This window comes from Sphingobium sp. FG58, assembly GCF_057809055.1.
On the sequence record NZ_JBMDJF010000004.1, the window covers coordinates 27,673 to 46,265 of the forward strand.

General features: G+C 63.3%; 17 protein-coding genes. 14 read left to right on the forward strand and 3 right to left on the reverse strand.

Features of this window, described 5'->3' with window-relative positions:
• Window positions 1-99: 99 nt before the first annotated feature.
• The 12 genes from puuE (at window position 100) to ACODR8_RS06780 (ending at window position 12,452) form a co-directional block, all read left to right on the forward strand.
• The gene (gene puuE / locus ACODR8_RS06725) at window positions 100-975 is read left to right on the forward strand and encodes an allantoinase PuuE (protein WP_489006513.1); all 876 of its coding nucleotides are present in this window, start codon (window positions 100-102) and stop codon (window positions 973-975) included.
• A complete protein-coding gene (gene hpxZ / locus ACODR8_RS06730) occupies window positions 972-1,352 on the forward strand; it encodes an oxalurate catabolism protein HpxZ (protein WP_489006514.1) in 381 nt (126 codons plus the stop codon). Before puuE ends, hpxZ begins: the two co-directional genes overlap by 4 nt.
• On the forward strand, window positions 1,349-1,789 hold the full coding sequence (gene uraD / locus ACODR8_RS06735; RefSeq protein WP_489006515.1) for a 2-oxo-4-hydroxy-4-carboxy-5-ureidoimidazoline decarboxylase: 441 nt from the start codon (window positions 1,349-1,351) through the stop codon (window positions 1,787-1,789). The genes hpxZ and uraD overlap by 4 nt, the downstream gene beginning before the upstream one ends.
• 145 nt (window positions 1,790-1,934) lie before the next feature.
• Entirely contained in the window at window positions 1,935-3,353 is a 1,419-nt protein-coding gene (locus ACODR8_RS06740) for an FAD/NAD(P)-binding protein (RefSeq protein ID WP_489006516.1), read from the forward strand.
• A complete protein-coding gene (gene uraH / locus ACODR8_RS06745; RefSeq protein WP_489006517.1) occupies window positions 3,350-3,682 on the forward strand; it encodes a hydroxyisourate hydrolase in 333 nt (110 codons plus the stop codon). Before ACODR8_RS06740 ends, uraH begins: the two co-directional genes overlap by 4 nt.
• Window position 3,683: 1 nt before the next feature.
• Complete coding sequence (gene xdhA, locus ACODR8_RS06750; RefSeq protein ID WP_489006518.1) at window positions 3,684-5,111, forward strand: xanthine dehydrogenase small subunit; 1,428 nt, start codon at window positions 3,684-3,686, stop codon at window positions 5,109-5,111.
• Window positions 5,104-7,413: a xanthine dehydrogenase molybdopterin binding subunit gene (gene xdhB, locus ACODR8_RS06755; protein WP_489006519.1), complete on the forward strand. Its 2,310-nt coding sequence runs from the start codon at window positions 5,104-5,106 to the stop codon at window positions 7,411-7,413. Before xdhA ends, xdhB begins: the two co-directional genes overlap by 8 nt.
• Window positions 7,410-8,330: a xanthine dehydrogenase accessory protein XdhC gene (xdhC, locus tag ACODR8_RS06760; protein ID WP_489006520.1), complete on the forward strand. Its 921-nt coding sequence runs from the start codon at window positions 7,410-7,412 to the stop codon at window positions 8,328-8,330. The genes xdhB and xdhC overlap by 4 nt, the downstream gene beginning before the upstream one ends.
• The gene (guaD, locus tag ACODR8_RS06765; RefSeq protein WP_489006521.1) at window positions 8,327-9,622 is read left to right on the forward strand and encodes a guanine deaminase; all 1,296 of its coding nucleotides are present in this window, start codon (window positions 8,327-8,329) and stop codon (window positions 9,620-9,622) included. The genes xdhC and guaD overlap by 4 nt, the downstream gene beginning before the upstream one ends.
• Window positions 9,619-10,623 (forward strand): adenosine deaminase, encoded by a 1,005-nt coding sequence (locus ACODR8_RS06770; protein WP_489006522.1) that lies wholly within the window; start codon window positions 9,619-9,621, stop codon window positions 10,621-10,623. Before guaD ends, ACODR8_RS06770 begins: the two co-directional genes overlap by 4 nt.
• Window positions 10,620-11,717: a nucleoside hydrolase gene (locus tag ACODR8_RS06775; RefSeq protein WP_489006523.1), complete on the forward strand. Its 1,098-nt coding sequence runs from the start codon at window positions 10,620-10,622 to the stop codon at window positions 11,715-11,717. The genes ACODR8_RS06770 and ACODR8_RS06775 overlap by 4 nt, the downstream gene beginning before the upstream one ends.
• Before the next feature lie 39 nt (window positions 11,718-11,756).
• A complete protein-coding gene (locus tag ACODR8_RS06780) occupies window positions 11,757-12,452 on the forward strand; it encodes an HAD family hydrolase (protein WP_489006524.1) in 696 nt (231 codons plus the stop codon).
• A gap of 57 nt (window positions 12,453-12,509) precedes the next feature.
• Here the strand turns inward: ACODR8_RS06780 and ACODR8_RS06785 are convergent, their stop codons facing one another.
• The 3 genes from ACODR8_RS06785 to ACODR8_RS06795 all read right to left on the reverse strand — a co-directional run bounded on the left by ACODR8_RS06785 (window position 12,510) and on the right by ACODR8_RS06795 (window position 14,633).
• Window positions 12,510-13,088, reverse strand: a complete 579-nt coding sequence (locus ACODR8_RS06785; protein ID WP_489006525.1) for an LOG family protein — start codon at window positions 13,086-13,088, stop codon at window positions 12,510-12,512.
• On the reverse strand, window positions 13,088-13,618 hold the full coding sequence (locus tag ACODR8_RS06790; protein WP_489006526.1) for a phosphoribosyltransferase: 531 nt from the start codon (window positions 13,616-13,618) through the stop codon (window positions 13,088-13,090). The genes ACODR8_RS06785 and ACODR8_RS06790 overlap by 1 nt, the downstream gene beginning before the upstream one ends.
• A gap of 79 nt (window positions 13,619-13,697) precedes the next feature.
• Complete coding sequence (locus ACODR8_RS06795) at window positions 13,698-14,633, reverse strand: LysR family transcriptional regulator (protein WP_489006527.1); 936 nt, start codon at window positions 14,631-14,633, stop codon at window positions 13,698-13,700.
• A 317-nt stretch (window positions 14,634-14,950) separates the two neighbouring features.
• Here ACODR8_RS06795 and ACODR8_RS06800 point away from each other — a divergent pair, with 317 nt between their 5' ends.
• Together ACODR8_RS06800 and ACODR8_RS06805 are read left to right on the forward strand one after the other, a co-directional pair.
• Window positions 14,951-17,428, forward strand: coding sequence for a TonB-dependent siderophore receptor (locus ACODR8_RS06800; RefSeq protein ID WP_489006528.1), 2,478 nt, complete (start codon window positions 14,951-14,953; stop codon window positions 17,426-17,428).
• A gap of 64 nt (window positions 17,429-17,492) precedes the next feature.
• The gene (locus ACODR8_RS06805; RefSeq protein ID WP_489006529.1) at window positions 17,493-18,593 is read left to right on the forward strand and encodes a purine nucleoside permease; all 1,101 of its coding nucleotides are present in this window, start codon (window positions 17,493-17,495) and stop codon (window positions 18,591-18,593) included.

Genomic DNA, 18,593 nt, shown 5'->3' on the forward strand with positions numbered 1-18,593 from the left:
GCTTGTCGAAGGGCACCACCGAGCGAAGCGAGGTGCCTTCGCTACGCTCAGGCGAGGGCTTCGACTTCGCTCAGCCCGAACGGGGAAGGGTGGGCCTGCATGACGCTCCCCCGCGATCTTATCGGCTATGGCCAACACCCGCCCGATCCGCGCTGGCCCGGTGGCGCGCGTATCGCTGTCCAGTTCGTCGTCAATTATGAAGAGGGCGCGGAAAATAGTGTCCTCAACGGCGACAAGGGGTCCGAAGCCTTCCTGTCCGAAATGGTCGGCGCTGCCAGCCACCCGGCGCGCGCAATGGCGATGGAAAGCCTCTATGAATATGGCAGCCGCGCTGGTTTCTGGCGCTTGCATCGTCTGTTCACCGAACGCCACCTGCCCGTGACGATCTTCGGTGTTGCCAATGCCATGGCGATGAACCCCGCCGCGGTGGAGGCGATGCTGGCGGCAGATTGGGAAATCGCCAGCCACGGCCTCAAATGGATCGACTATCAATATGTCCCCGAAGAGGTCGAGCGCGCTCATATCGCGCAGGCCATCGCCCTGCATGAAAAGCTGACCGGCACCCGCCCGCTAGGCTGGTATCAGGGCCGCACATCGCCCAACACCGCCCGGCTGGTGCGCGAAGAAGGTGGCTTCATTTATGATGCCGACAGCTATGCCGACGACCTGCCCTATTATGCAGAAGGGCAGCTGATTGTCCCCTACACGCTCGACGCCAACGACATGAAGTGCGTCGCGCTCAACGGCTTTACCGAGGGCGAGCAGTTCTTTCGCTATCTGCGCGATACGTTCGATCAGCTCCGCGCGGAAGGGGGCCGGATGATGTCGGTCGGCCTGCATGGCCGTATCGCCGGGCGACCAGCCCGCGCCGCCGCGCTCGCCCGCTTCCTCGACCATGTCATCGCCAGTGGCGACGCCTGGGTCGCCCGCCGCATCGACATTGCCCGCCACTGGATGGAGGTCCACCCCGCATGACCATCGACGATCCGATCCTGCTTGCCGAAATCACCGCCGCTTTTGCCGAATATGAGCGCGCGCTGATGGCGGACGACGTGCCTGCAATGGACGCGCTGTTCCACGATGCGCCCACCACCAACCGCTATGGCGTGGGCGAAGTGCTGTACGGAATCGAGGAAATCCGCGAATTCCGCAAAGGGCGCGGCGGCTCCCCGCAGCGCAAGCTGGGGAAGGTCGCGATCACCGTCTATGGCGACAGCTTCGCCACCGCCGACGCTGAATTTTTCCGCGAAAATAGCGACCGGCGCGGCCGCCAGACCCAGAGCTGGGTCAAGTTCGCGGATGGCTGGAAAGTCGTCTCCGCCCATGTCAGTCTGGAGGGCAACACGCATTGACTGCGCTGTTCGAACATAGTCCCTGGGTCGAGGCGCGCGCCGACGCACGACCATCGTCGGGTGACCGCCATGCCGACCTGATGGCGGTCGTCCATGACGCGACACCGGACGAGCAATTGGCGCTGATTCGCGCGCATCCCGAACTTGCGGGCAAGGCGGCGATCGACAAGAGGCTGACCGATGCCTCCGCCGCCGAACAGGCGTCCGCCGGTTTGGATCGCCTGACCGCGTCGGAATATGAGCGCTTCCACGCGCTCAACGCCGCCTATCGGGAGCGCTTCGATTTCCCCTTCATCATCTGCGTGCGGCTGACCGACAAGGCGGGTATATTGGCCGCGATGAAACAGCGGCTGAGCCATGGGCGCGATGAAGAGATCGCAACCGCGCTTGCCCAGATCGGCGAGATCGTCCGGCTGCGGCTGGAGGATATGGCATGAGCGCCGTTCGCATTCCTCCCCGGTACGGGGAGGTGGCGCCGCGAAGCGGTGACGGAGGGGGCTATCCTCCTGGCGCAGCATGTGGGGCGATCCCCCTCCACCACCCTGCGGGCGGTCCCCCTCCCCGTACCGGGGAGGAATGGATATGAGCCTGCACGCACTGGAATCCGAACTGGCCCGGCAACTCCTGCTGATCGGCCATGGCGGCACCGACTGGACCCGCCCGCGCGCCGCCCGCGAAGGCCATGTCCATGACGTCGTCATCGTCGGCGGCGGGCAGAGCGGCCTCGCCGCAGCCTTCGGCCTGTTGCGCGAACGGGTGTCCAACATCCTCGTCATCGACGAAAATCCCGCCGGGCTGGAAGGGCCGTGGGACACCTATGCGCGGATGATCACGCTGCGCACGCCCAAGGAACTCAACCCCATCGATTTCGGCATTCCGGCGCTCACCTATCGCGCCTGGTGGGAAGCGCAGCATGGCGTGGCGGGCTGGGAGGCGGTCGGGAAGATCGCGCGCGGCGACTGGATGGCCTATCTGCGCTGGTATCGCCGCGTTTTGAACCTGCCGGTGCGCAACGATACGAAACTTACCCTTGTCGAGCCGCTGGGCGATGGTCTCCATCGGCTGCACCTCGACGGCCAGCCGCCGCTTCTGGCGCGCAAGGTGGTGCTGGCGACCGGCATACAGGGCGGCGGCGAATGGCACACGCCCGCCATGATCCGCGACGCCCTGCCCCGCAACCGCTACGCCCATACCAGCGAGCCGATCGACTTTGCCGCGCTTATGGGCAAGCGGATCGGCATATTGGGCGGCGGGGCGTCGGCCTTCGACAATGCCAATGCGGCGCTCAGCCTGGGCGTCGCAGCGGCGCATGTGTTCATTCGTCGCCCGGTATTGCCCCGCATCAACCCGATCCGTTTCATGGAACAGGTCGGCTTTACCGGTCGCTATCCCGCGCTGTCGGACGCGGACAAATATGCGGTTATGGCCAGCTTCCTTGGCCATAACCAGCCGCCCACCAACGACACTTTCGATCGCGCCGCCGCCTGGCCGGGTTTTGATCTCCATCTGGGTGCGCCCTGGCTGTCGGTCGAACTGATCGACGATCAGGTCCGCGTGACCACGCCGCACGGGACGCATGATTTCGATTTCGTGATCCTGTCCACCGGCCTTGTCAGCGATCCCGGCCTGCGTAGCGAACTGGGCGCAGTTGCATCGCATATCGCCCGCTGGGCCGATCGCTTCACCCCGCCGTCCGGCACTGCCAACGCGCTGATCGACGCGCATCCTTATCTGGGGGATGGCTTTGAACTGCTGCCCCGGACCAGTGACGGCACGGCGGCGCTGCACGGCCTGTTCGCCTTCAACTATTCCGCGCTCATCAGTCTCGGCCTCTCCGCCTCGGCCCTGTCCGGCCTGCAAACCGCGCTGCCGCGGCTGCTGCGGGGCGTCACCGACCAGCTTTTCCTAGATGATCGCGCCGCACTGGTCGCTGACCTGCTGGCCTATGACGAAGCGGAATTTGTCGGGCAATGGCCAAAGCAAGAAGAGGAGGCCGCATGATGGCCAGCCTGTCCACCCATGTCCTCGACACCAGCCATGGCTGCCCCGCCGCCGGGGTCGCGCTGCGCCTGATGGATGGCGACGGGGCCGTCCTGTTCGCTGGCGTCACCGATGCGGATGGCCGATGCCCCGGCCTGCCGCCGGTCGCACCAGGCCGCTACCGGCTGGTATTTGCGGTCGCCCCCTATTTCGCCGGGCGGGGGGTCGATCTGCCCGATCCGCCCTTTCTCGACAGCATCATCCTCGACTTCGGCATTGCCGATGCGGGCCATTATCACGTCCCCCTGCTCGTATCGCCCTATGGCTATTCGACCTATCGGGGCAGCTGAGATGAGCGTGCATTTCCTGCTGGACGGCGAACTGGTCGAGATCGCCGACGTTGATCCCACCGCAACCCTGCTTGACCATCTGCGCTACACCATGCGCCGCACCGGCACCAAGGAAGGCTGCGCCGAGGGCGATTGCGGCGCCTGCACCGTGCTGGTCGGTGATCTCGACCGAGACGCGATTGTCTGGCGCGCGGTCAATGCCTGCATCCTGTTCCTGCCGATGCTGGATGGCCGCGCGCTGCTGACCGTCGAAAGCCTGGGCCCCGGCGGCGCGCTCAACCCGTTGCAGGTCTGCATGGCGGCCAATGGCAGTTCGCAATGCGGCTTTTGCACACCCGGTTTCGTCATGTCGCTCTATGGCCGATGTGTCGGGGCGAGCGGCCATGACCTGCCGGTCGCCGATGTGCTGGCGGGCAATCTATGCCGCTGCACCGGCTATGGTCCGATATTGGCGGCAGGCGATGCGGTCGGCTCTTTGGAGCGTGACGACATAGCGACTGTTGCGGCGCTCAAGACGCTGCGCGACAGGCCCGCTGCGTCCGGCCAATATGGCGAGCGCCGCTGGTTCGCGCCGCGCAGTGGTGCCGCACTGGCCGACCTGCTCGCCGACCATCCCGACGCACGCATGGTCGCGGGTGCCACCGATGTTGGCCTGTGGGTGACGAAGGGGCTGCGCAGCATCGACACGCTGATTTTCCTGAGCGATATCGCCGAATTGCAGACGATAGAGGAAAGCCCCGCTGGCGTCCGGCTGGGCGCTGGCGTGCGCTATGCCGACGCCCATGCCGCCTTTACCCGCCTCCATCCCGATCTGGGCGAACTGACCCGCCGGATCGGCGGGTTGCAGGTCCGCAATGCCGGGACTGTCGGTGGCAATATCGCCAATGGATCGCCGATCGGCGATGGCCCGCCTGCCTTCATCGCCCTGGGCGCAGAACTGACCCTTCGCAGCCGCGACGGACGGCGGACGATGCCCTTGGAGGAGTATTTCCTCGACTATGGCAAGCAGGATCGCCGCCCCTGGGAATTTGTCGAAAGCCTGTGGATTCCGCGCCCCGGTCCCGATGCCGTAATCCATATCGCCAAATTGTCCCGCCGCTTCGACAGTGACATTTCAGCGGTGTGCGGCGCCTTTCACCTGACCGTGGATGAAGGCATGATCAGCGCCGCGCGCATCGCCTTTGGCGGCATGGCGGCCACACCGCGCCGCGCGCCGCTGTGCGAAGCCGCGCTGGTCGGCCAGCCTTTCACGCTGGCGACGATGGAGCAGGCCGCCGACGCACTGCGCGCTGACTATGCCCCGCTCTCCGACGTCCGCGGCTCCGCTGCCTACCGGCTCGACGTCGCCGCCAACCTGCTGCTGCGCCTGTGGCACCGCGAACAGGGGCAGACCGTGTCGGTACTTGATCTGGACGCCGTCCATGGCTGATCGCGATCCCGCCTGGCGCGTGCTGCCCAAACCATCGCACCCGCATGACAGCGCGCCGCTCCATGTCACCGGCGCGGCCCGCTATGCCGATGACGGGCCGGAACCGGCCGACATGCTCCATCTGGCTTTCGGCCAGAGCGCCCATGCCCATGCCCGCATCCTGTCCATGGACCTGTCCGCCGTCCGCGCGGCGGAAGGGGTGGTGCATGTCTTTACCGCCGCCGACATTCCCGGCGCGAACGATGTCAGTCCCGTCGCGGGCGATGACCGGTTGCTGGCCGATGGCGAAGTGATCTGCGTCGGACAAGCCATCTTCCTGGTCGCCGCCACCAGCCAGCGCGCCGCGCGTAAAGCCGCGCGCCTCGCCAAGATCGACTATGAACCGCTGCCCGCCTGCCTGACGATCGAGGCAGCTCAGGCGGCCAATTCGCTGATCGAACCGACCCAGCGTATGGCGCGCGGCGACGCCGGTGCCGCGCTGGCCGCCGCGCCCCTTCGCCTGACTGGCGGTTTCGACATGGGCGGGCAGGATCATTTCTATCTGGAGGGGCAGGTCGCGGTCGCCACCCCCGGCGAGGACGGACAGATTCATCTGCTTTGCTCCACCCAGCATCCCAGCGAAGTCCAGCATCTCATCGCCCATATGCTCCACCGCAACTCCGCCGACGTGACGGTGGAGGTGCGGCGCATGGGCGGCGCCTTTGGTGGCAAGGAGACGCAGGCCGCCCTGTTCGCCGCCGCCGCCGCGCTGGTGGCGGACAAGACCGGCCGCCCCGCCAAATTCCGCTGCGATCGCGACGATGACATGGTCATGACTGGCAAGCGCCACGCTTTCCGTATCACCTATGATGTCGGCTTCGACACGCGGGGCCATGTCCTCGCGCTGCGCCTGCGACTGGCTTCGCGCTGCGGTGCGACGGTCGATCTATCCCCCGCGATCAACGACCGGGCGATGTTTCATGCCGATAATTGCTACTGGCTGCCTGACGTCGAGATATTGTCCGAGCGGCTGAAAACCAACACCGTGTCCGACACTGCCTTTCGCGGCTTTGGCGGGCCGCAGGGGATGCTGGCGATCGAGCGCGTCATGGACGATGTCGCCGCGCATCTAGAGCATGATCCGCTGGCGGTGCGCTGTGCCAACCTCTACGGTTCCGGTCGCGATGTCGCCCCCTATGGCATGACGATCGCCGACAATATCGCGCCGCAGATTATCGCCCGGCTGCGCGCCGACGCCCGATACGACGCCCGCAGCGCTGCGATCGCCGCCTTCAACGCTGCCAGTCCGATCCTCAAGCGCGGCATCGCGCTCACCCCGGTCAAGTTCGGGATCAGCTTCACCACCACCCATTTGAACCAGGCTGGTGCGCTGGTGCTGGTCTATGCCGACGGGTCGATCCAGATCAACCATGGCGGCACGGAAATGGGGCAGGGCCTCTATATCAAGGTAGCGCAGGTCGTCGCAGACGTATTCGCCGTGCCGATCGACCGGGTACGGATCACCGCGACGCGCACCGACAAGGTGCCTAATACATCGGCCACCGCCGCCTCGTCGGGCGCGGACCTCAACGGCATGGCCGCCTATAATGCCGCGATGACGATCCGCGACCGGCTGACGGGCTTTCTCGCCCGCACCTTCGGTTGCGCCGATACCGACGTTCACTTCACCCCGGAAGGCATCATCGCCGGGAGCGAGCGCCTGACCTTCGCCCAATTGTGCCGTAAGGCGCATATCGGCCGGATCTCGCTCGCCGCCACGGGCTATTATGCGACGCCGGGCATCGCTTATGACCGTGACGCGCATCAGGGTCGCCCCTTCTATTATTTCGCCTATGGCGCGGCGATATCGGAAGTGGCGATCGATACGCTGACCGGCGAACATAAGGTGCTGGCCGTCGACATCCTCCACGATGTCGGCCGCTCGCTCAATCGCCAGATCGACATCGGCCAGATCGAGGGCGGCTTCATCCAGGGGCAGGGCTGGCTGACGACCGAGGAACTGATTTTCGATGATCAGGGCCGCCTGCTCACCCATTCGCCCGCCACCTATAAAATCCCGACCGCGTCGGACCGCCCGGCGCATATGACGATCAGCCTGTGGGATGGCGAGAATGTTGAACCTACCATCAACCGGTCCAAGGCGGTTGGCGAACCGCCTTTCATGCTCGCCATCTCGGTCTTTTCCGCGCTGACCCGCGCCGTCGCGGCGGTCGCGCCGGACGTGCGCTCGCTCCCGCGCCTCGACGCCCCCGCCACCCCCGAACGCATATTGCGCGCGGTGACGGAGCATCGCGCGCGATGAGCGAGTGGCTGGGCTGGCTGCGGCGCGTTGCAGGCAAGGCACCGAGCGCCCTGCTCAGCATCTTGGCGAGCGAAGGCTCCGCGCCGCGCGGGGCGGGGACGCGGATGCTCGTCACGGCGGACACGCTTCATGGCACGATCGGCGGCGGTCAGCTTGAGTATCGCGCGGTCGAACAGGCGCGGGCCATCCTGGCGCATCCGCCGGGGCATTGGCGGGTGCAGGATTATCCGCTGGGGCCATTGCTGGGCCAATGTTGCGGCGGGCGGGTAAGGCTGCTCATCGAACATTGCGATCCCACAGCCATGGACTGGCTGGCGGATGCGGCGGATGAACGCATCCTGGTCTCCACCTTCCTGCCCGACCGGGTGGACCGGCATGTCAGCGACCATGCCCTGCCGTCCAGCCTGTCGGCGCGCGGCGATCGTCCGCGGGCCGGTGACAGTCTGGCGGAGATTATCGGCCAGCATCACCGACCGCTCTATCTGTTCGGCGCTGGCCATGTCGGGCAGGCGATCGCCCGTCACGCTGCCAATCTGCCCTTTCGCCTGTCCTGGTTCGATACCCGCCCGGTGTTCGAAACGATCGAGGGTGTCGCGGTCGTGCCGGAAGCCGCGATCGAGCAATGCGTCGCCGACGCACCCGATGACGCCGCCATCCTCATCCTGACCCATGACCATGGCCTTGACTATCGCCTGACTCACGCGGCGCTCAGCCGCTCCCCCTGCGCCTATATCGGCCTGATCGGCTCCGCGACCAAGGGCGCGCGTTTCCATGCGCGGCTCACGCGCGACGGCATTGATGCGGAGGCGCGCGCACGGCTGACCTCGCCGATAGGGGTGCCGGGCGTCACGGGCAAGGAACCTGATGTCATCGCCATCGCCGTGCTCGCCCAATTGCTGCAACTGAGGACGACATGACCATCCGGGGCTTTCGCGGCGAACTCCTGTCAGTATCGCGCGATCCGCATCATCATCCCGACGCCATCCATCACGAACCAGATGGGTTATTGGTGGTGGAGGATGGCATCATTATCGCGCGGGGCGATTATGAGATGCTTGCACCCCGTTATCCCGGCCTCGCGATCGATCATCTTCCCGGCCTGATCGTCCCCGGCTTCATCGACGCCCATGTCCATTATGCGCAAATGGACCATATCGCCTCGCACGGTGAACAATTGCTCGACTGGCTCGATCGCCATATCTTCCCGGCCGAAAAGGCCTTTGCCGACCGCGCCCATGCGGACTGGACGGCGAGCCTGTTTCTGGACGAACTGTTACGCAACGGCACGACCAGCGCGCTCGTCTTTCCGACTGTCCATGCCCATTCGGTCGACGCCCTGTTCGACGCCGCGCTGGGCCGCAACATGCGCATCCTGTCGGGCAAGATTTTGATGGACCTTGGCCCCGACGGACTGGCCGACACGGTCGATAGCGGGCGTGACGAGAGCGAAGGCCTTATCCGCCGCTGGCGCGGACGCGGGCGGCTGGGCTATGCAGTGACGCCACGCTTTGCGCTGACCTCGTCGGACGCGCAGTTGCAGGTCGCGGGCGCCTTGTTGGCCGATCATCCCGACATATTGTTGCACACCCATCTGGCCGAAAACCTCCGCGAATGTGCCGCCGTGGCCGATCGCTTTCCGACCGCGCACGATTATCTCGACGTCTATGACCGCTTCGGTCTGGTCGGCGACCGGTCGGTGTTCGCCCATGGCGTCCATCTGTCCGACCGCGCCTGCACCCGCCTCGCGCAGAGCGGCGCGGGGATTGCCGTCTGCCCCAGTTCCAACCTTTTTCTGGGGTCGGGCTTCTTCGACTTCGGACAGGCGGACGCCCATGGCGTGCGCATCGGCCTTGGCACCGATGTCGGCGCAGGCACCTCCTTCTCGCTGCTCCATACGGCGGGTCTGGCCTATCAGGCTGCCCTGTCGCGCCATTACCCGCTCGATCCCTTCCGCGCCCTCTATCTCGCGACAGCGGGCAGTGCGGCGCTGCTGCGGATCGACGACCGGGTCGGCGGGCTGGAGCCGGGGCAGGAGGCCGACTTCGTCCAGCTTGACTATGCAGCCACCCCGTTGCTGGCGCGCCGCACGGCCAATGCCACACTTGCAGACCGTCTCTTTGCGCTACAAATCCTGGGCGATGACCGCGTCATCGCGCGGACCTATATCATGGGCCAATGCGCCTGGGACCGACAAGGCACAGCATCATGACCGATCTCGACAGCTTCATCCGCGCCCTGCCCAAGGCCGAACTTCATCTGCATATCGAGGGCAGTCTGGAGCCGGAACTGATGTTCGCGCTTGCCAAACGCAACGGCGTCGCCATCCCCTATGCCAGTGTGGAGGATGTCCGCGCCGCTTATGCGTTCGGCAACTTACAGGATTTTCTCGACATTTATTATGCCGGGGCGGACGTGCTGCGGACCAGCCAAGATTTCCATGATCTGGCCGCCGCCTATTTTGATCGCGCGGCGGCGGATGGCGTCGTCCATGCCGAACTCATGTTCGACCCGCAGACCCATACCGATCGCGGCATCCCCTTTGCCACGGTCATCGAGGGGCTGCTCTCCGCTTGTGGAGACGCGCAGGTGCGCCATGGTATCAGCAGCGCGCTCATCCTCTCTTTCCTCCGCCATCTGAGCGAAGAGGCGGCCTTCGAAACGCTCGCCGCCGCCGACCCATGGCTCGACCGGATCGCTGCCGTCGGTCTCGATTCCTCTGAAAATGGCCACCCGCCCGAACAATTCGCCCGCGTGTTCGCCGCCGCCGCTGCCAAGGGCCTGCGGCTGACCGCCCATGCCGGGGAGGAAGGCCCGCCCGCCTATGTCTATGAAGCGCTCGACCTGCTCCATGTCGACCGGATCGACCATGGCAACCGCGCGCTGGAGGATGATGCGCTCGTCGAACGGCTGGTGCGCGAAGGCATGACGCTCACGGTCTGTCCGCTCTCCAACCTCAAACTGTGCGTGGTGGGCGATCTGGCCGATCATCCGATCGACCGGATGCTGGACCTTGGCCTGCGCGCCACGATCAATTCGGACGATCCCGCTTATTTCGGCGGCTATATCGCCGACAATTATCGCGCGGCAGCGGCGGCACGCGGCCTCACCAGAGCGCAACTCGTCCAGCTTGCCCGCAACAGCTTCACGGGCTCCTTCCTGCCGCCCGATACCATCGCCGCCCATCTTGAACGACTGGACGCCTGTCTATGAGGCTGCTTGCCACTTTCCTCGCCCTGCTCATGACCATCGGCCTCGCCCATGCCGACACGCCCAAACGCAAGGTCATTATCGACGATGAGGGCTTCGCGCTGATGCACCTCATGCTGCTGGAGGCGCCCGACGTCGATGTGCTGGGCATCACCACTGTATCGGGCAATTTCTGGGCCAATCGCGCCACCGCCATGGCGCTGCGCGGGCTGGAAATCGTCCATCGCGCCGACGTGCCGGTGGTGCAGGGCGCGACCTATCCGCTGCTCAACTCGGAAAGCCTGACGGACCGCTGGGAGGCGCTTTATGGCAAGCTGACATGGAAGGGCGCGTGGATGAAGCAATGGGTCGAGCCGACCCAGCAAAGTACGCCACCCTATTTCGGCCCGGACGATCCGGTGAACCTGCCCGAAGGCAATCCGACGACCAAGGCGCGTGACGAAATCGCCGCCAATTTCCTGATCCGCATGGTCCGCCAATATCCCGGCGAAGTGACGATCATCGCCGCCGGGCCGCTCACCAACCTTGCGCTTGCCCAGCGGCTCGACCCCGCCTTCGCCAGCCTGGCGAAAGAACTCGTCTATATGGGCGGCTCGCTCAATCCCCGGCAGGCACTGGACAATCGCGCTGCCGCCGATTTCGCCCGCGAGTTCGTCAATACGCCGCGGCGCGAATTCAACATCCGCTTCGATCCCGAAGCCGCCAGCATCGTCGCGCGCAGCCCGTGGAAGGCCGTCACCGTGGTCCCCGTCGATCCCTCCACCGGCACCCAGCGCAGCCGCTCGCTGCTCGACCGCATGGCAAAATCCGCCAGCCCCGATATCGCCCGCTTCATCGCAGCGATGGAACCCGGCTTCCCGCTGTGGGACGAGATTGCGGCGGGCGTCTGGCTCGACCCGACGCTCGTCACTGACCAGCAGGCCCTCTATGTCGATTATAACAGCCAGTTCGGCCCCGGCTATGGCGACATGCTCTCCTGGTTCGCGCCCTATCGCCCCGGCCTTGGCGAACAGCCCGCCACCGTCATCCGCACGATCGACGCCACCCGGCTGGAGGCGCTGATGGTTCGCCTGATGGCGCAGAGTGCGAAAAAATGACAATCGCCAGCCCGACCGCCAAACGCTAGGATAAGCGCCATGACGATCAAGCTCATCTGCCTCGATGCCGACGACACGCTTTGGCACAATATGCGGCATTTCAATGCGACCGAAGAGGCGCTGGTGGCGATGCTCCAGCCCTTCGCCGACGCCCATATCGCTCGCGACACGCTCAACGCCTGCGAAGGACGCAATCTCAAACTCTATGGCTATGGGGCCAAGGGTTTCACCCTCTCGATGATCGAGACGGCGGCGGAACTGGCCGGGGATCAAATCTCCAAAACGATGATCGAGGAGATTTTGGCCGCCGGGCGCGCGCTGCTGGCGCATCCGGTCGACCTGTTCGACGATGTCGCCGAAACGCTCGACGCACTGGCCCACCGGGGACGGCTCGTGCTGGTGACCAAGGGCGACCTGCTGCACCAGGAATCGAAACTTGCAGCCTCCGGTCTCGGCGACCTGTTCAGCGGCATCGAAATCGTCAGCGACAAGACGGAAAACACCTTCCGTCGCGTGTTCAGCCAATATGGCGTCGCCGCGCACGAGGCGATCATGGCCGGCGACTCGATGCGATCGGACATCCGCCCCGCGCTGGAGGCGGGGGCCTGGGCCGCCTATATCCCCCAGGAAGGCGCCTGGGTCCACGAAATCGCCGACACCCCGTCGGACCATGTCCGCTTCCGCCAGATCGATCGCCTGGCGGAACTGCCGGACCTTATCGACGCGATCGGTTAGAACGCGATGACTTTACCTCGATCCGTTCGTTTCGAGCGAATGTAGGGTCATCACATTCTAAACATCCCCGTCGCCCAGCCAATGCTCGGTCTGCGGCGGCAGATATTGCGCCATACGGTCCAGCAATATGTCCGGGTCATCGTCGATCAGCAGCATCGCCCGGTGCCGGGGCTGGAGGAAGCCTTCCGCCACCACCGAATCGATGAAGGTCGACATCGGCGTATAGAAGCCATTGACGTTGAGCAGCCCGCACGGCTTTTCATGATAGCCCAGCTGCGACCAGCACCAGGCCTCGAATATCTCCTCCAGCGTGCCGATGCCGCCGGGCAGGCACAGGAAGCCATCGGCGAATTTGGCCATCATCGCCTTGCGCTCATGCATCGTCTTGACGACATGCAGCTGGGTGATGCCCGGATGGTCATGTTCGCGCGCGCGCAACGCTTCGGGGATGACGCCGATCACCTCGCCGCCCGCGGCGCAGACCGTGTCGGCAATGACGCCCATCAGCCCGACCGTGCCGCCACCATAGACCAAGCCAATGCCGCGCTCCGCCAGCAGCGTGCCAACCCGTTCGGCGGCTTCGCGATAGACAGGCGAGTTGCCGGGCGAGGAACCCAGATAGACGCAGATCCGCATCAGGCGAGCCGCTCCGGCACGGACAGCGCCTCTTCAAGGATCGTACCCTTGGCGCCCACCGCTTCCCAGGGGAACACGAACCAGCGCTTATCCTCGTCCCGGTCGATCATCTCCGCCCAATAATCCACCGTCACGCGCGACCGGCTGTTGGTGATGATCACGGCAAAGCGCAGATTGTCGCCATTGCAGCCATTATCCGCCAGCAACCGCCGCACATAGTCGATCGTGCCGCCGCTGTCGTTGATATCGTCCACGAACAGCAGCCGCTGGCCCGCTGCACTCTTGGCCGCGACCTTGGCCAGCAGCTCGTCGGCAAAGCCGGGAACCTTGGAACTATGGTCGATCGAGAGCATCGGCAGCTCGGTCTGGTGCGAAATATAGACCGCCGGCACCAGCCCGCCGCGCCCGATGCCGATGATGAAATCGGGCGTCCAGTCGCCCTGTTCAATCTGCCGCGCCAGCATTTGTACGTCGGCGACAAAGGCATCGTTGGAGATGTAATGGAGCGCAGGCTCGGCAGTTTGGCTCATGGCAGAGGGGTCCGTTGACGGTCTGGAAAGACTGTCCGTTATCGGGTCTGCACGCATTGGGCAATCGGCACAAAGGCGTTTATGCCACAGCGGGACCGTCGATCGATATTGGATAGCTCAACTGCGGGAAGCCATTTTCAATCTCCTGCAAGGCTATGCCCGCCGCATAGGATGGCGTGCGCGCTGATGCGGTACACAGCGCCAGCGTCATTGGCCGCAAGATCGGGTCGGAAATCTTGGTGAAGGACAGCAGGCCGCGCCGCACCTCGGTAATCACGTCGAGCGAAGTCAGCACGCCGATGCCCACGCCCTGCATGACGAGCGACGTGATCATCTGAATATTGTCCGACGACACGGCCCGGTCGATCACCACGCCAGTCGTCCCCTCCAGCACCGAAATCTGTTCGTAAACCGCCAGCGGCTCGGCCGGAACGATCAGTTTGGACCCTACGCAACTCGAAAAGCGCGCTTCCCTTTTGCTGCCCAGCGGATGGCCGGTCGGCGTGACGAAGCCCAGCACGACCTCTACGAAGGACCGCACCGCCAGGTCGCGCACCGTTTGCGGCTCGAAGAAGATGCCGAAATCCACCTCGCCGCGTACCGTCGCCATCCGCGCGGCATCATTTTCCAGCACCCGCACGCCGATGGTGATGCCGGGATATTTGCTCTGGAGCGCCTGGATCGCGGCGGGGACATAGCCTTTGGCCAGCGCGTCGATGACGGCAATGTCGACATGGCCCCGTTTTAAGCCCCGCAGATCCTCTATCTGCGCGCGGACATCGGCCATATTCTTTTGCCATTTGCTGCCCGCCGCCATCATGATTTCGCCCGCCGCCGTCAGGCGCAGCCCGGTCGGCAGCCGTTCGAACAGCGGCATCCCCAGATTGGCCTCGACGTTCAAAATCTGTCGATCGATCGCGGAGGCTGACACGTTCAGCTCATCGGCTGCCCGCCGGATCGACCCCAATCGGCCTACCGCTATGAAATAGCGCAAGAAACGTGAAAGTGCCGGCATACCCACCCTATTTTTTGCAACACTGCGTCGAATTCATTGCATTTGATCGCACCACGTCAAGCCCCTAGTTGCAATGCACACCACATCGTCTGCCGACGATTGGCGGGAATCATGGCTGTGCGTGCTGCAAAGCACCGTTGCAAAAGGGCGACGCCTCAGGTCCCGTCCGGCCTTCGGCATCAGCCTGTCGTGAACATATATGGCTGGAATTTCTCAATGAAATCCAGCGACCGATCAACAGGGGGAGGAACAGGGAGCGTTAACCAGCAGGGCGATGACCATTTGCCGCCCTGTTTCAAAAGGGGGGTATCTTATTCATGGCGAACATTCATCGGCTGCACGACATCGCGCCGCACCAGAACCGTCGCGGTCGGCCTTTCGGCATGATGGCGGCTGGTCTGCTGGCCTGCACCGCGCTGACGACACCCGCCTGGGCGCAGGATGGCGCTCCGGTCGATGCACCTGAGGTGGGGGCCGAAATCGTCGTCACCGGTGCGCTTGAAGCGCTGCCGCTCAAGGATGTCGGTTCGATCTTCGGTTTCAATAAGACTTTGCTGGAAACCCCGCGATCGGCTTCGACAATCAGCAGTGAGCAGATCGAACGATTTGGCATTACCAGCATTTACGATCTCGTCGCACAATCGCCCGGCACCTTCACCAACAGCTTCTTTGGCGTCGGCGGCGCACTGGATATTCGCGGCACGCCGGGCGAAGTCTTTTTTCGTGGCGTTCGCCGTCTCGACAATCCGGGCAACTATCCGACACCGATCGGCGCGTCCGAGCGGATCGACATTGTTCGCGGTCCCTCCTCTCCCATTTACGGCCCGTCCAAGACCGGCGGCTATATGAATTTCGTGCCAAAGTCGGCGCGCGTGGCCGGTGGCGCGTTGATGACCACGCCGGAAGGTGAAGTCAGCTACACCCGTGGCAGTTGGGACTATAATGTCCTGAAAGCCCAGGTACGCGGCCCGGCCAAGATCGGCGCGGCGGAATTTGGCTATAGCCTTTATGCCGAGATTGAGGATTCGGGCAGCTATTACGACAATATGTCGACCAACCAGACGATCCTGCAAGCAGCGTTCGACAACCAGATCACCGATAGCGTCCGCATCGAATTCGGTGGCATGTACCATAATTTCAAGGGCCAGCAGAATGGCGGCTGGAATCGCCTGACCCAGGACCTGGTCGATAATGGCACCTACATCACGGGCAGCGCCAAGCCGCTGGACACCGATGGCGATGGGCAGCTTTCGCAGTCGGAATTTCGCGCGGGCGGCAATTTCAATCCGTTCGGTACATTTGGCTGCGCCGCCGGTACAGCGACGCCAGGAACGTCTGCGGCAAATTTCACCGACGCCTGTTTGAACGCGACCTATCCTCAGTTGGCCTTGCAGAATGTCGGCACCACCAAACTCAGCCGTCGCAAGACTCTCACCGGCAAGAATGACCGCCTCGATAATATCGCCAAGACAGGCTATTTTGATATCATCTACAATGCCGAGAGCGGCCTTGAGATCAAAAATCAGCTTTTTTACGACGGTATCAAGAATATCAACGAGAATAGCTACGGCTTCTCGCAGTTCCATAAATCATGGGTAATCGAGGACAAGATCGTCGCGTCAAAGACCTTCGACAGTTCCGCGGGCAAATTCTCGTTCCAGCTTTCACCGTCGATCCGCTATACGAAATTCCTTCATGGCGACGATTTCAACTTTGAATATTTTCACCGTGTTGACCTGACGCAGGGCTATACGCCGCTGTCAGACCGGCTGCTTTCCACAGAGTGCGATTGCAACTATACCAACTATCTCAAGGGTCATTATACCGATTTGGGCTTTGCCGCCCTGACCGATCTCGATTTCAATTTCGGTCTCGATATCGTCCTGGGTGCGCGGTACGACAAGGTGAAGGTCAATTCGACTAACATTGTCGAAAAGCTGCAAAATGCACCTGGCGTCGTAACCGGCAAAGGCTCCAAGGGTGGCTGGTCGTGGAACGCCAGCGCGTCCTACAAGCTGCCGTTCGGCATCATTCCTTATGTCACGGCGTCACGCCAGACCACGGTTATCGCGGGTCAAGGTTCGGAAATCGATCCCGGCACGGCAGTTAGCGACACATTCCTGACCGCATCCAAGCTGATCGAAGGCGGCATCAAGGGCAGCTTCCTCGACAACATGCTCTACACCGCAGTGTCGGTGTATAAGCAGGAGCGGACGGACCATAATATCCAGTCCTCGACCGTCAACCAGTCAGTCGAAACCAAGGGCGTCGAGGCGGAATTCCGTTGGTCGGTGGACAAGCATTTCCTGATTACCGGTGCCTATACCCACACCGTCGTCACCAATCTCAGCTTTCTGGACGCCGGAGCGACTTTCAGCTTCTTTGGTATCGAAGATCTGATCAACGTATCCAATCCTGCGGCAACGCTGGGCGGCCAGGTCGGCGGTCTTGTCCCCATTCCCAACAAGGCTGCGGCTGCGCGGGCGGGCATTCCCAAAAATCTCTACTCGCTGACGGGTACCTATTCGTTCGACAGCGGGCTGGCTTTCTCCGCCAGCGTGGTCAAGGTGGACTCCGTCTTTTCGGGCCAATCGCGGGTCGTGAAGCTTCCCGCCTACACGCTGGTCGATGTCGGCGTTTCCTACGAAATGGACAATTGGCTGTTCCGTCTGAACGTCAAAAACCTGACCAACGAAACCTATTATCGCGCCAACTTCACGGAATTGTTCGGCAGCACCATCGTCCTGCCCGAACGGCCCCGCAGTTATCAGGCGACCGTATCGTACAAATTCTAACAGCGTTGCAGGGGGCACCGGGAAACCGGTGCCCTATTTCTTGATCGGTTATTAGGGACGTCCCATGCGCCTCCTGTCTTATGTCGCGACACTGGCGAGTGCGACCCTGCTGCTCATGGCCCCAGTCACGGCCAGTGCCGCGCCGCCATCGGGTGTCGAGGACTGCCTGCCCGGCAAAGCCTGTACCCATCCGCTCCCTGTCCGTGTCGTCATCGTGTCGCTGTTTGAAATTGGCGAGGATAGCGGCGACAAGCCCGGCGAATTCCAGCTGTGGAAGGAAAGGCGGCATCTCGATACCCGCATCCCTTTCCCCCAGTCCCATCACGATCTCTATTATGATCCCAAGACCCAGATATTGGGCATGGTCACCGGCATGGGCAATATCAAGTCGGCGACCGCGACCATGGCGCTGGGTCTCGACCCGCGGTTCGACCTGTCCCACGCCTATTGGCTGGTTGCCGGAATTGCGGGCATCGACCCGCAGGATGCCTCCATCGGATCAGCCGCCTGGGCGCGCTATCTGGTCGATGGCGACCTCGCCCATGAAATCGACGCGCGGGAAATCCCGGCCGACTGGAAGAGCGGCTATTTCGCGCTCCATAGCAAAGGCCCCAATGATCCCAGCCCGCCGGTCGGGCAGGGCGAGATATTCGAGATCAACCCCGCCCTACGCGACTGGGCCTTCAACCTGACCAAGGACATGGTCCTGCCCGACGATCCCTCGATCCAGAAGGAAAGGGCGCGTTTCACCAACCATCCGATGGCGCAGCGTCCCCCCTTCGTCCTGAAGGGCGATCAGCTTGCTGCGATGACCTTCTGGCATGGCGCGCGGATGACTGACTGGGCCAATGACTGGGTGAAATATTGGACGCAGGGGAAGGGCGAATTCGTCACCTCCGCCATGGAGGAAACCGGCATCTATCAATCGATCACCTATCTTGACAAGATCGGCAAGGTGGACAAGCAGCGCTTCATGGTGCTGCGCGCGGGCAGCAATTTCACCATGCCGCCACCCGGTGACACTGCCGCTCACTATCTGCTGACCGAAAATGAGGGCTATGCCGGCATGAACGCCGCGCTCGAAAGCCTCTATCTGGTCGGGTCCAAAGTGGTGGACGAACTGATCGGCCATTGGGACCGCTACGAAAAGACCGTGCCGCAATAG

Coding starts and splice junctions, on each gene's coding strand:
- uraH (WP_489006517.1), top strand. CDS start 3,350: ATGATGGCCAGCCTGTCCACCCATGTCCTCGACACCAGCCATGGCTGC.
- ACODR8_RS06780 (WP_489006524.1), top strand. CDS start 11,757: ATGACGATCAAGCTCATCTGCCTCGATGCCGACGACACGCTTTGGCAC.
- ACODR8_RS06800 (WP_489006528.1), top strand. CDS start 14,951: ATGGCGAACATTCATCGGCTGCACGACATCGCGCCGCACCAGAACCGT.
- ACODR8_RS06775 (WP_489006523.1), top strand. CDS start 10,620: ATGAGGCTGCTTGCCACTTTCCTCGCCCTGCTCATGACCATCGGCCTC.
- ACODR8_RS06770 (WP_489006522.1), top strand. CDS start 9,619: ATGACCGATCTCGACAGCTTCATCCGCGCCCTGCCCAAGGCCGAACTT.
- xdhA (WP_489006518.1), top strand. CDS start 3,684: ATGAGCGTGCATTTCCTGCTGGACGGCGAACTGGTCGAGATCGCCGAC.
- ACODR8_RS06785 (WP_489006525.1), bottom strand. CDS start 13,088: ATGCGGATCTGCGTCTATCTGGGTTCCTCGCCCGGCAACTCGCCTGTC.
- ACODR8_RS06805 (WP_489006529.1), top strand. CDS start 17,493: ATGCGCCTCCTGTCTTATGTCGCGACACTGGCGAGTGCGACCCTGCTG.
- ACODR8_RS06740 (WP_489006516.1), top strand. CDS start 1,935: ATGAGCCTGCACGCACTGGAATCCGAACTGGCCCGGCAACTCCTGCTG.
- xdhC (WP_489006520.1), top strand. CDS start 7,410: ATGAGCGAGTGGCTGGGCTGGCTGCGGCGCGTTGCAGGCAAGGCACCG.
- puuE (WP_489006513.1), top strand. CDS start 100: ATGACGCTCCCCCGCGATCTTATCGGCTATGGCCAACACCCGCCCGAT.
- guaD (WP_489006521.1), top strand. CDS start 8,327: ATGACCATCCGGGGCTTTCGCGGCGAACTCCTGTCAGTATCGCGCGAT.
- ACODR8_RS06790 (WP_489006526.1), bottom strand. CDS start 13,618: ATGAGCCAAACTGCCGAGCCTGCGCTCCATTACATCTCCAACGATGCC.
- hpxZ (WP_489006514.1), top strand. CDS start 972: ATGACCATCGACGATCCGATCCTGCTTGCCGAAATCACCGCCGCTTTT.
- ACODR8_RS06795 (WP_489006527.1), bottom strand. CDS start 14,633: ATGCCGGCACTTTCACGTTTCTTGCGCTATTTCATAGCGGTAGGCCGA.
- xdhB (WP_489006519.1), top strand. CDS start 5,104: ATGGCTGATCGCGATCCCGCCTGGCGCGTGCTGCCCAAACCATCGCAC.